Source organism: Streptomyces sp. NPDC052687, assembly GCF_040678395.1.
GTDB lineage: Bacteria > Actinomycetota > Actinomycetes > Streptomycetales > Streptomycetaceae > Streptomyces.
In genome coordinates this window covers 95,551-107,228 of record NZ_JBFATR010000021.1, presented here as the reverse complement: position 1 = coordinate 107,228, position 11,678 = coordinate 95,551, and the positions used below count along the sequence as shown (strand labels likewise).

10 protein-coding genes are annotated in these 11,678 nt (G+C 75.0%); 5 read left to right on the top strand and 5 right to left on the bottom strand.

Annotation, left to right across the window (positions count from 1 at the left end):
* Positions 1 to 66: 66 nt before the first annotated feature.
* Positions 67 to 669 (bottom strand): septum formation initiator family protein, encoded by a 603-nt coding sequence (locus AB0K92_RS19040; protein ID WP_365924268.1) that lies wholly within the window; start codon positions 667 to 669, stop codon positions 67 to 69.
* An 82-nt stretch (positions 670 to 751) separates the two neighbouring features.
* The gene (rsmH, locus tag AB0K92_RS19035) at positions 752 to 1,708 is read right to left on the bottom strand and encodes a 16S rRNA (cytosine(1402)-N(4))-methyltransferase RsmH (RefSeq protein ID WP_365924266.1); all 957 of its coding nucleotides are present in this window, start codon (positions 1,706 to 1,708) and stop codon (positions 752 to 754) included.
* A gap of 417 nt (positions 1,709 to 2,125) precedes the next feature.
* Here rsmH and AB0K92_RS19030 point away from each other — a divergent pair, with 417 nt between their 5' ends.
* The 4 genes from AB0K92_RS19030 (at position 2,126) to AB0K92_RS19015 (ending at position 8,061) form a co-directional block, all read left to right on the top strand.
* On the top strand, positions 2,126 to 2,674 hold the full coding sequence (locus AB0K92_RS19030) for a carbonic anhydrase (RefSeq protein ID WP_365924264.1): 549 nt from the start codon (positions 2,126 to 2,128) through the stop codon (positions 2,672 to 2,674).
* Positions 2,675 to 2,993: 319 nt separating this feature from the next.
* Positions 2,994 to 4,004, top strand: coding sequence for a MoxR family ATPase (locus AB0K92_RS19025; RefSeq protein ID WP_365924290.1), 1,011 nt, complete (start codon positions 2,994 to 2,996; stop codon positions 4,002 to 4,004).
* A complete protein-coding gene (locus tag AB0K92_RS19020; protein ID WP_365924262.1) occupies positions 4,004 to 5,560 on the top strand; it encodes a DUF58 domain-containing protein in 1,557 nt (518 codons plus the stop codon). Before AB0K92_RS19025 ends, AB0K92_RS19020 begins: the two co-directional genes overlap by 1 nt.
* Complete coding sequence (locus AB0K92_RS19015) at positions 5,560 to 8,061, top strand: DUF3488 and transglutaminase-like domain-containing protein (RefSeq protein ID WP_365924260.1); 2,502 nt, start codon at positions 5,560 to 5,562, stop codon at positions 8,059 to 8,061. Before AB0K92_RS19020 ends, AB0K92_RS19015 begins: the two co-directional genes overlap by 1 nt.
* 387 nt (positions 8,062 to 8,448) lie before the next feature.
* On the opposite strand, the gene AB0K92_RS19010 is transcribed toward AB0K92_RS19015, so the two are convergent.
* From AB0K92_RS19010 to AB0K92_RS19000, 3 genes are all read right to left on the bottom strand, one after another.
* Entirely contained in the window at positions 8,449 to 8,841 is a 393-nt protein-coding gene (locus AB0K92_RS19010) for a DUF3040 domain-containing protein (RefSeq protein ID WP_073942861.1), read from the bottom strand.
* Between the two features lie 287 nt (positions 8,842 to 9,128).
* Positions 9,129 to 9,899: a methyltransferase gene (locus AB0K92_RS19005; RefSeq protein ID WP_365924258.1), complete on the bottom strand. Its 771-nt coding sequence runs from the start codon at positions 9,897 to 9,899 to the stop codon at positions 9,129 to 9,131.
* A gap of 288 nt (positions 9,900 to 10,187) precedes the next feature.
* Entirely contained in the window at positions 10,188 to 10,745 is a 558-nt protein-coding gene (locus AB0K92_RS19000) for an SAV_6107 family HEPN domain-containing protein (protein ID WP_365924256.1), read from the bottom strand.
* Between the two features lie 181 nt (positions 10,746 to 10,926).
* Between AB0K92_RS19000 and AB0K92_RS18995 the strand changes: the two genes are divergently transcribed.
* A partial coding sequence (locus AB0K92_RS18995; RefSeq protein WP_365924254.1) for an ATP-binding cassette domain-containing protein occupies positions 10,927 to 11,678 on the top strand: 752 nt, incomplete at its 3' end.

The following is an 11,678-nucleotide window of genomic DNA, read 5'->3' as shown; positions in this document are numbered from 1 at the left end:
CGGGCCGCGCGGGTCCGGGGACCCGGCGGCGCGGCGGTTGCCTGCCGTAGTCGTCAGCCACTTCCGTCACCTGCCGGGGGTCGTAGGGGGCGTCGTCGGGGCGGACGGGGCGGGGTGGGGGGCCGTGGGGGCGGCGGCCGTGGGGGCGGCGGAGAGGGTGGTCGCCGGGGCACCGGCCGGGGGCGCGGACGAGGTGGCGGGCGGCGCGGAGGAGGTGGCGGGCGTGGGGACGGCGGCGGGGGCGTCCCGCATGGCCTCGGGGGCGAGGACGAGGGGGACGCGCGCGGCGCTCTGCGCGGCCGGGGCGGGAGCGGGGGACGGCATGCCCCGGATCGTGCCGTCGGGGTTCAGGAAGGCGGGGTCGCCGCCGGGGACCATGCCGAGTTCGCGGGCGCGGCGCTGGAGGGCGTCGGGCGCGGAGTAGGCGTCGATGTCGCGCTGGAGGGCCTGTTCCTCGTCGGTGAGGTTCTTGGTCTCGCGCTGCAGGTCGGCCAGCTTGAAGGAGCCCTCGCTGAGTGCGGAGTTCAGCACCAGCAGGCCGATGAGGCCGCCGCCGAGGAGCAGCACGACGAGCAGGACGAAGGGGGTGCGGGCAGCCTGGCCCGGGGCGGTGGGGAAGAGCCGCGCGAGCCGTGCCGCCCTGCCCCTGAGTTCGGGTTTGCTGCTCACACGCCCTCCCGGCGGGCGCGCGCCCTCCCGGCGGGTCCGGCCGGCCGGCCCGCGCCCGCGCGCGTCCGGCCCTGCGCCTGGCTCACTCGACGTCCTCCCTGATGCGCTCGGCGCCGCGCAGCCGGGCCGGTGCGGCCCGGCGGTTCTCGGCGACCTCTTCCTCGGTGGGAAGTTCGGCACCGCGCGTGAGCAGCTTGAGCCGCGGCTGGTAGCGCTCGGGGACGACGGGCAGACCGGGCGGCGCGGTGGACGCGGCACCGGCCGCGAACACCTGCTTGACCAGCCGGTCCTCCAGGGAGTGGTACGACAGCACGGCGATCCGCCCGCCGACGGCGAGCGCCCTGACGGCGGCCGGGATCGCCCGCTCCAGCACCGACAGCTCGCCGTTGACCTCGATCCGCAGGGCCTGGAAGGTGCGCTTGGCGGGGTTACCGCCGGTGCGCTTGGCGGCCTGCGGCAGCGCGTCGCGGATCAGTTCGACCAGGCGGGCGCTGTTGGTGAACGGCTCCTTCTCGCGCTCGCGGACGATGGCAGCGACGATCCGCTTGGCCTGCTTCTCCTCGCCGTAGGCGCGCAGGATCCGCACCAGCTCGCCCGGCGGGTAGGTGTTGAGGACCTCGGCGGCGCTGATGCCGGTCGTCTGGTCCATGCGCATGTCGAGGGGGGCGTCCTGGGCGTAGGCGAAGCCGCGGTCGGCCTCGTCGAGCTGCATGGAGGAGACGCCGAGGTCGAACAGGACGCCCTGGACGCGCGGGACGCCGAGCCGGCCGAGCACCTCGGGCAGCTCGTCGTAGACGGCGTGCACCAGGGTGGCGCGCTCGCCGTAGGGGGCGAGCCGCTCGCCGGACAGGCGCAGCGCCTCCTTGTCGCGGTCGAGGGCGACGAGCCGGGCCTCGGGGAAGCGGGCGAGCAGTGCCTCGCTGTGGCCGCCGAGTCCGAGGGTGCAGTCGACGACCACCGCTCCGGGCGCCTGGAGGGCGGGGGCCAACAGGTCCAGGCACCGCTGGAGCATCACCGGGACGTGTCGACTCTGGCTCAAGGGGCCCTCTCAGGTCCGGCGGGCGGCACGCACCGCCGGGTCCCCGCCCGCTCGTGAAGGGGAGGCGGGCCGGCGCCTGGGGCGTCGGCCGGCCGGAGCGGGTGGAGGCCGAGCCGTACGTACGCGCCGCGCGCGTGGTTCTCCGGTGCGTCGCCGGGGACTCCGGGAATGCTGTCCAGCTGGGAGGGCGCCTCTCGCCTCCCGCTTCGCGTCACTTTAGTCCACCCCGTGGCCCGGTCAATCAACCGGCCTGCGCGTCGCGACGGGCGGCGCGGGCAGCACCGGCGGAGCCGGCGGATCACTCGGACGGAGGCCGCGCGCCACGCTTGTGGGGTACGTCACAGAACGGCCCGATGACGCTCTTTTGCCCCGTCTCACAGCAGGACCCGGCCGCGAGTGACCAGTAACGTCATACTCATGACGACTTCTGCATCGGCTCCCACCGCCGCCCAGGACACCGCCGCTCCCGCAGGTTCCGTCACGGACCGGATCGTCGAGGCCAACGAGCGGTATGCCACCGACTTCACCCACTCCGACCTGGACGCCCGCCCGGTCCAGCGGGTCGCCGTGGTGGCCTGCATGGACGCCCGGCTCGACGTGCTCTCGGCGCTCGGTCTCCAGCTCGGCGACTGCCACACCATCCGCAACGCCGGCGGCGTCGTCACCGACGACGTGATCCGTTCGCTGACCATCAGCCAGCGCAAGCTCGGCACGCGCAGCGTCGTCCTCGTGCACCACACCGGCTGCGGCATGGAGACCCTGACCGAGGACTTCCGCACCGAGCTAGAGCAGGAGGTCGGCCAGCGCCCCTCCTGGGCGGTGGAGTGCTTCCGGGACGTCGACCAGGACGTACGGCAGTCGATGCGGCGGGTGCGCACCTCGCCGTTCCTGCCGCACACCGACGACGTGCGCGGCTTCGTCTACGACGTGAAGACGGGCCTGCTGCGCGAGATCGACCCCGCCTGATCCCCCTCCGGCCCGCCCGTGACCGCGGGGCGGGGCTGTCGTTTCGCTGTCGATCCGCGCCCGCGGCGCCGCCATACCGCAGGAAAGCCGACATATCACGGACAGTTGTCCACAGTCGAGTGACACGAACCGGTAACGGCAACAAGAATGCGGTGGTGGCGCCGCGCGGAACTTTCTCCGTGCGCCGTCCGTGTTTCGGGGTGGGCCGGTCGCGCGAACCAGAGCGTCGGTCATGGAGAACGGGGCCTAGGAGGGCCGGGTGACGACCTATGACGACCGGGCGAGCCATGGGGGTACCCCCACCGGAGTGAATCCGGGGGTGGGGGACGACCTGACCGCCGTCGTGGAGCGCGTGCGCGCGTCGGTGGAGGGCGTGATCGAGGGCAAGCCCGAGGTCGTACGGCTCGCGCTGACCGTGCTCCTCGCCGAGGGGCACCTGCTCATCGAGGACGTCCCCGGCGTCGGCAAGACGATGCTCGCCAAGACGCTCGCGCGGTCCATCGACTGCTCGGTGCGGCGCATCCAGTTCACGCCCGACCTGCTGCCGTCGGACATCACCGGCGTGTCCATCTGGGACCAGCAGCGCCGGGACTTCGAGTTCAAACCGGGCGCGATCTTCGCGCAGATCGTGATCGGCGACGAGATCAACCGCGCCTCGCCGAAGACCCAGTCGGCGCTGCTGGAGTCGATGGAGGAGCGCCAGGTCACCATCGACGGGCAGAGCTACGAGCTGCCCAGCCCGTTCATGGTGGTGGCCACCCAGAACCCGGTCGAGATGGAGGGCACCTACCCGCTGCCGGAGGCCCAGCGCGACCGCTTCATGGCGCGGGTCTCCATCGGCTATCCGAGCCCGGAGGCCGAGCTGCAGATGCTGGACGTGCACGGCGGGGTCAGCCCGCTGGACGACCTCCAGCCGGTGGCCCACGCGCACGAGGTCGTGAAGCTGATCGAGGCCGTGCGCGGCGTCCACGTCGCCGAGACCGTCCGGCGGTACGCGGTGGACCTGGTGGCCGCCACCCGCGTCCACCCCGACCTCAGACTCGGCGCCTCGCCGCGCGCCACCCTGCACCTGCTGCGCGCCGCCAAGGCGTCCGCCGCCCTCAGCGGCCGTGAGTACGCGCTGCCGGACGACGTACAGGCGCTCGCCGTGCCCGTGCTCGCCCACCGGCTGCTGCCCACCGCCCAGGCCCAGCTCAACCGGCGCACCTCGGAGCAGGTGGTGCAGGACATCCTCCAGCGCACCCCGGTGCCCGCCACCCCCCAGCAGAACGCCTACGGCCTGGGCCACGGCGCCACGGCCTACGGCCAGCAGCCGCCCCGGAGGCTGTGATGAGCACGGGGGCGGTGCGGCAGGCCCGGCCCGGACAGCCGGAGGGCGAAGGGGGCGGGCTGCGCACGGCCCTCGCCGGTCTGACCACCCGCGGGCGGTCCTTCCTCGCCGCCGGAGTGGCGGCGGCGATCTGCTCCTACGTCCTCGGGCAGAGCGACCTGCTGCGCGTCGGGCTGCTGCTCGCGGTGCTGCCGCTGGTGTGCGCGACGGTGCTGTACCGCACCCGCTACCGGGTCGCGGGCAGCCGCCGCCTCTCCCCCGCGCGCGTGCCCGCCGGCAGCGAGGCCCGGGTCCAGCTGCGTGTCGACAACGTCTCCCGGCTGCCCACCGGACTGCTGATGCTCCAGGACCGGGTGCCGTACGTGCTCGGTCCGCGCCCCCGGTTCGTGCTGGACCGGGTGGAGCCGGGCGGGCGCCGCGAGGTGTCCTACCGGGTCCGCTCCGACCTGCGCGGCCGCTATCCGCTGGGCCCGCTCCAGCTGCGCCTGACCGACCCGTTCGGCATGTGCGAGCTGACCCGCGCCTTCTCGGCGTACGACACCCTGACCGTCATCCCGCGCGTGGAGGCGCTGGCGCCGGTGCGGCTGACCGGCGAGGCCAAGGGGTACGGCGACGGCCGGCTGCGCTCGCTGGCCCTGGCCGGCGAGGACGACGTGATCCCGCGCGGGTACCGCTACGGCGATGATCTGCGCCGCGTGCACTGGCGCTCCACCGCCCGCTACGGCGAGCTGATGGTGCGCCGCGAGGAACAGCCGCAGCGGGCCCGCTGCACGGTGCTGCTGGACACGCGCGGCGCCGCCTTCCGGGGCGCGGGCCCCGACTCGGCGTTCGAGTGGGCCGTGTCGGGCGCCGCCTCGGTCCTGGTGCACATGCTGGAGCGGGGCTTCTCGGTGCGGCTGCTGACGGACACCGGCAGCTCGGTGCCCGGTGAGGGCGCCGACGGGTTCGCGGGCGCCGACCAGGAGTCGGCGGACGCGGCGGGGCTGATGATGGACACCCTCGCGGTGATCGACCACTCCGACGGCTCCGGCCTGTCGCGCGCCTACGACGTGCTGCGCGGCGGCCACGAGGGACTGCTGGTGGCGTTCTTCGGCGACCTCGACGAGGAGCAGGCCGCCACGGCCGCGCGGATGCGCCAGCGCAGCGGGGCCGCCGTCGCGTTCCTGCTGGACAGCGAGGTGTGGGTGCGCGAGCCGCACCCGGCGCCGGCCCGGCCGGTGAACCGGGGTGAGGAGGGGCTGCGGATGCTGCGCGAGGCCGGCTGGACCGCGGTGAGCGTCCCGCGCGGGGCGACGCTGGACGACATGTGGCGGCAGGCGGACCGGGAGCGCGGCGGCGTGGTCACGGCGAGCGGACCGGGGCACGGCGCGAACGGGTTCGGCACGGCCGGGACGGGCGCGAGCGGGATGGGCGCCGGCGGGTTCGGTGCGGGCGCGAGGGGCGCCGGCGGGTTCGGGGCGAGCGGCGCGGGCGCCGGTGGGTTCGGTGCGAGCGGCGCGGGCGCCGGTGGGTTCGGTGCGCGGGGGATGGGCGCGAGCGGCGGGGAGGCGCGGTGATGAGCGGGCGGGCCCGGATGGCCATATGCGCGGCGGCGGCCACGCTGATGGCCGCGTGCGCACTGCTGCCGCTGGTCGACCCGGCCACCTGGTTCCTCCAGGCGGCCGTGCTGCTGGTGATCCAGACGTCCGTGGGCGCGGCCGCCCGCCGGGTGCCGCTGGCCCGGCCGCTGACCGTGGCGGCGCAGCTGGTGGTCACCGTGCTGCTGCTCACCCTGGTCTTCGCGCGCGAGCAGGCCCTGGCCGGGCTGGTCCCGGGCCCGGAGGCCTTCGCCCGCTTCGCCGACCTGTTCCAGCAGGGCACGGACGACGTGTCCCGGTACGCGATCCCGGCGCCGCTCACGGACGGCATCCGGCTGATGCTGATCGGCGGGGTGCTGCTGATCGGGCTCGCCGTGGACGCCCTGGCGGTGACCTTCCGCAGCGCCGCCCCGGCCGGGCTGCCGCTGCTCGCGCTGTACTCGGTGGCCGCAGGGCTGGCCGACGGCGCGGCCGACTGGCTGTGGTTCCTGATCGCCGCGGTCGGCTATCTGATGATGCTCCTCGCCGAGGGGCGCGAGCGGCTGTCGCAGTGGGGCCGGGTCTTCGCCGCGGCACCGCGCACACCGGGCGGCCCGCCCGCGGCGGCGGTGGCCCCGGTGCGCACCGGGCGGCGGATCGGCGCGGTGGCGCTCGGCGTGGCCCTGGTGGCGCCGCTGGCCCTGCCCGCGATGAGCGGCGGTCTGCTGGAGGGCGCCGGGACCGGCGTCGGCACCGGCCCCGGAGGCGGCGGCACGATCTCCGCGGTGAACCCGCTGGTGTCGCTGCGCGACAGCCTGAACGTGAACGAGGACCGCCAGGTCCTCTCCCTGCGCACCGAGACGAACAGCCTCTCCAGCCTGTACCTGCGGATCGTGTCCCTGGACGACTTCGACGGCACCACCTGGAAGCCGTCCCGGCGTGACATCGTCACGGTGCCGGACGAGTTCCCGACCCCGCAGGGACTCGGCCCGGACGTGCGGCGCGCGGAGGTCCGCACCCGGATCGCGGCCGCGGACTGGTACGCACAGGACTGGCTGCCGATGCCGTACCCGCCGAGCGGCGTGGACGTCGACGGCAACTGGCGGTACGAGCCGGTGGGGATGACCCTCGTCGGCGACCACGGCCAGAACACGCGCGGCGCCCGGTACACGGTGACCAGCCTCGACGTGCAGCCGACCGCGCGGCAGCTCGCCGACGCCCCGGCGCCGCCGCCGGCCCTGCGGCGCGAGTTCACCGAGGTGCCGGACTCGCTGCCGGCCGTGGTCTCCCGCACCGCCCGCGAGGTCACCGAGGGCGCCGCGAACCCGTACGAGCAGGCGGTGAAGCTCCAGGAGTACTTCGCGCTGAACGGCGGCTTCGAGTACGACACCCGGGTCGACGTCGGCAGCGGCTCGCGGGGGATCGCCCGGTTCCTGCGGGACAAGCAGGGCTTCTGCGTCCACTTCTCGTTCGCGATGGCGTCGATGGCCCGCACGCTGGGCATCCCGGCCCGGGTCGCGGTGGGCTTCGCGCCCGGCACCCCGCAGGCGGACGGCACGGTGTCGGTGGGGCTGCGGGACGCGCACGCCTGGCCGGAGCTGTACTTCGAGGGCGTGGGCTGGACCCGCTTCGAGCCGACCCCGAACCGGGGCTCCACCCCGCCGTACACCGTGCCGGAGATCCCGGGCAGCAGCGTGCCGGAGCTGCCGGAGACGTCCCGGCCGACGGCCGAGGCGCCCGCGGCGGAGCCGTCGGCGAGCGCCGGCTGCACGCCGCAGCAGAAGCGGCTCCAGGAGTGCGGCGCCGCGCTTCCGCTGGACCCGGGCGACCCGGACGAGGAGAGCAGGCCCTGGTACCGGACGGCGCTGTGGGTGGGGCTCGGGGCACTGGTCGTCGTACTGCCCCTGCTGCCCATGCTGTGGCGGCTGCGGCGGCGCTCGGTGCGGCTGGCCTCGACGCCGCACCTCAGGTCCGGCGCGGCCGGGGTGCTCGGCCGGGACCGGGCCGACCGGGGCGCCGAGGGCCGCGCCGACGGCATCGAGGTGGAGGCCCTGCCCGGTGAGGCGGAGCGGCGGGCGGCCGAGGTGGCCGCCGGGCACGTGCTGGCCCTCTGGCGGGAGCTGACGGACACCGCGTGGGACTACGGCATCGTCCCGGACGACGCGCTCACCCCGCGCACGGCGGCCGCGCGGATCGTACGGCTCGGCCGGCTGGAGGAGGGCGCCGCCGAGGCGGTGCACCGGATCGCCGGCGCGGTCGAGCAGGTGCTGTTCGCGCCACGGCCGCAGGCGGCGAGCGGACTGCCCGCCGAGGTGCGGCGGGTGCGGGCGGCGCTGCGGGCCCAAGTCGGCTGGCGTACCCGGGTGCGGGCGGTCCTGGCACCGCGTTCCGCGCGCCGGGCGCTGTGGGACGCGGCGGACCGCTGGACGGCCGTCCGGGCCCGCTGGTCGACCCGCTGGGCGGCACTGCTGCGCCGGCCGTCGGGGCAGCAGAGCGGCTGAAGGGCTCTGCCGCTGAGGGGTTCTGCCGCTGAGCGCGGCGGAGCCACGGGACGGTCATGGCGGACGGGCGTGCGTGCTTGCGTAAGGCAGGCAGGCAGGCAGCGTCCGTCGGTGGCCGTCTCTGGCGTGGACATGTGCGGGCGTGGGCATGAGCGGGCGTGGGCCGGGGCGCGGCCGTAGCTGCGTTTTCGACCGTGGTGTTGGCCCGCCCTGGCCCTAGTCCACCCTGGGCGCTCTGACCTTGGCCCTGGCCCCTGACTTGGCCCTGGTGCTGGGCTTGGCCTGGTCGGCGCCTCGTCCGACGTAGGCATGCGTGAGGGGGCTGCCACCCGGCGGGGTGGCAGCCCCCTCACACACGTCTATGCCGGCGCGGAGCGTAGGAGCGGCTCAGTGGCCCTGCTGCTCGTCACGGCGTCGCTGCCAGCGCTGTTCGATCCGGTCCATCATCGAGCGCCGCTGGCGTCCCTGGTGGCGGGCGTGCGGACCGCCGCCGGGCTGCTCACCCGGACGAGGTGCCTTGCGCCAGCCGGTCACGGCGAGCACCGCGCATCCCAGCATGACGAGGAAGCCCACCACACTGAGCCACACCTGCTTGGCGACCATTCCGGCCATGAGGAGCGCGATACCAACGAGGAAGCCCGCGACCGCCTGGTAGACCCGTCGCCGGGTGTACGTACGCAGCCCGCTTCCCTCAAGCGCTGTCGCGAACTTGGGATCTTCGGCGTACAGCGCTCGCTCCATCTGCTCGAGCATGCGCTGCTCGTGCTCTGAGAGCGGCACGGAGTCCTCCTCATCGTGCAGTCGCCGGGGCGACTCGGGGGGTCCCTTCAGGATAGGCAGGGAATCGCCCCCGTGAAACCCGCCCCTCTACGCCAATTGGCCAACCGGATTCCGTCATGGTCGTCCCGGCTCGCTGAGGCTTGCATTCCCCAGTCGCCGACCCGTCATGCCGAGCGGTCTCCCTCGATCATACGGCGGGAACCGCTCGATCGGGGGGCCTGTGGCGTACTCCATCCGCAACCAATGCCCTGATCAGCGGCGGGTCACAGAAGGCGCCTGCGGTCCCCTCAGCCCCGTGTACCCACCTGGGTCTCACCGAGCACATGAAGCTGTGTGGCCACGGCGTGGAAGGCGGGCAGCTCGGCGGCCGCGGCCTCCAGCCGGAGCAGGGCGTCCATGGCGCCGGGCTCGGTGTCCACCAGCACGCCGGGCACCAGGTCGGCGAAGACCCGGACGCCGTGCACCGCGGCGACGCGCAGGCCCGCGCCCTCGACCAGTCCGGTGAGCTGGTCGGCCGTGAAACGGCGCGGCATGGGGTCACCCGCGCCCCAGCGGCCGTTCGGGTCGTCGAGGGCCTGCTTGGCCTCCGTGAAGTGGCCGGCGAGGGCCCGCGCGAGCACGGCGCCGCCGAGCCCGGCGGCGAGCACGCTGAGCACGCCCTCGGCGCGCAGGGCGGCCACGGCGTTGCGGACGCCCTCGGCCGGGTCGTCGACGTACTCCAGGACGCCGTGGCAGAGCACCGCGTCGTAGCCCTCGCGCTCGACCACGTCGAACAGCCCGTGCGCGTCGCCCTGCACCCCGCGCACCCGGTCGGCGACACCGGCCTCGGCGGCGCGGCGCTCCAGCGCGAAGAGCGCGTTGGGGCTGGGGTCGACGACGGTGACGCGATGGCCGAGGCGCGCGACGGGCACCGCGAACTTGCCGCTGCCGCCTCCGGTGTCGAGGACGTCGAGCGACTCCCGGCCCGTGGCCTTGACCCGGCGGTCCAGGGCGTCCTGGAGGACCTCCCAGACCACGGCGGTACGGAGTGAGGCGCGGGGTCGCATCGGGTCCGACACGGCAGTTGACTCCTCGGCACGGCACCGCCTGTCGCAGGGCGGGGCGAACGGGCTGCCCTCCGGGCTCCGGGGTGCCGGAGGGGAAGGCTTCAGGCGCTCTCCACCCTATTGCCTCCGGTGGCCTGCCTGGTCACCCGTACCGCAAGGGGTGCCACGACAGCCACCGTCCCGGCATCCCGGTGTCCCCGCCCTCCACGTGTCCTTCCGTCCCTGCGCCCGGGCGTCCGGCCGTCCCCGCGTGCCGTCCCTGCGCTCCGGTGTCCCGCCGTCCCTGTGTCCCGGCCGCCGTCAGCCCGCGTCCGGCATCCGGTGGCCGGTGCCCTGGGCGTCCCCCTCCCCGTCCGCGCGTGGCTGCGGGAGGACCGGCTGGAGGACGAGCATGCGCTCCACCAGGCGGAGGAACATCGCCACGTCCCGTATCAGGTCGTCGGCGTCCCGGCTGCCGGCCGCGCCCTGGACGCCGGCCTCGGCGAGGGCGCGGCGCCGGGCGCCGGAGGCGAACAGGGCGCTCCACTCGGCCAGCTCGGGCGCGATCTCGGGGAGCACTTCCCAGGCGCTCCGGATACGGGCCCGGCGTCGTGGGCTGGTCTCGGGCCGGCCGCGGGCGGCCAGCACGGCGGCGGCGGTGCGCAGGGCGGCGAGGTGGGCCGTCGCATAGCGCTCGTTCGGCGTTTCGAGGTCGGCGGCCTCTTGGAGTCCGGCGCGGGCCTTGGCGAGCAGGTCGAGCGCGGCGGGCGGTGCCGAGGCGCGGCGCAGGACGGGGTGGACATCGCTCGCGGGGCCGGTCAGTGAGGGGGCAGGGCCGGTGGTGCGGCGCCGGCGCGCGGCGGCGGACGAGTGGGCCATGACGAACCTCCTGTCGTCTGGGTGACGGCACGCCCTCATACGGGGTGCCGTATGTGCCCATCGTGAGGTATGGCACTGACAATCCGATCTGACCTGGGGTTTTGCCTCGATCGAAGGTTCGGGCTAGTTTTTGCACTGACCAGTCAGTTCAAATGTCGGCTCACCTCTGGGGGGACCTGCTGTGGGAGAGCGTGCGGCGGGGGGACTCGCCGTCAGCGCCCGGGACTTCGGCGTGAAGGGACCGCGGGGCTGGGCGTTCCGCGGCGTGCGCGTCGAGGCGGAACCCGGCTCACTGATCGCGATCGAGGGGCCGTCCGGCTCGGGCCGCACCTGTCTGCTGCTCGCGCTGACCGGGCGCATGAAGGCCGCCGAGGGGACGGCGGTGGTGGGCGGCGCCCGGCTGCCGCGGCAGATGGCGGCGGTGCGCCGGGTCAGCGCGCTCGCGCACGTGCCGGGCGTGACCGACCTGGAGCCCGCGCTGACCGTGGGCGAGCACCTGCGCGAGCGGGTGCTGCTCCAGCGCCGGTTCGGGGACGCGCTGCGCGGGCTGCTCAGGCCGCGCGGTGAGCGCCGCGACGAGGCCGCGCTGCGCGTCGACGCCGCGCTGAGGGCCGCGGGCCTGGACCCGGCGGCCCTGCCCAAGGGCACCCGCACCGCCGTACGCGATCTGGAGCGGGTGGAGGCGCTGCGGCTCTCCGTCGCCCTCGCGCTGATCTCCCGCCCGCGGCTGCTCGCCGTGGACGACACCGACCTGAAGCTGTCGGAGGCCGAACGCGACGAGGTGTGGGCGCTGCTGCGCTCCCTCGCCGACGCCGGGACGACGGTGCTGGCGGTGTGCAGCGAGGCCCCCGACGGCACGGTGGCCGTGTCCACGCGGGCCGCGCGGCAGAGCACGGAGGGCACCGACGCGGCCGGCGACGGCGAGGAGGACGC

Excerpts from the sequence above, each read along its gene's own strand:
- AB0K92_RS19030 (WP_365924264.1), top strand. The coding sequence starts at position 2,126 with ATGACGACTTCTGCATCGGCTCCCACCGCCGCCCAGGACACCGCCGCT.
- AB0K92_RS19020 (WP_365924262.1), top strand. The coding sequence starts at position 4,004 with ATGAGCACGGGGGCGGTGCGGCAGGCCCGGCCCGGACAGCCGGAGGGC.
- AB0K92_RS19015 (WP_365924260.1), top strand. The coding sequence starts at position 5,560 with ATGAGCGGGCGGGCCCGGATGGCCATATGCGCGGCGGCGGCCACGCTG.
- AB0K92_RS19000 (WP_365924256.1), bottom strand. The coding sequence starts at position 10,745 with ATGGCCCACTCGTCCGCCGCCGCGCGCCGGCGCCGCACCACCGGCCCT.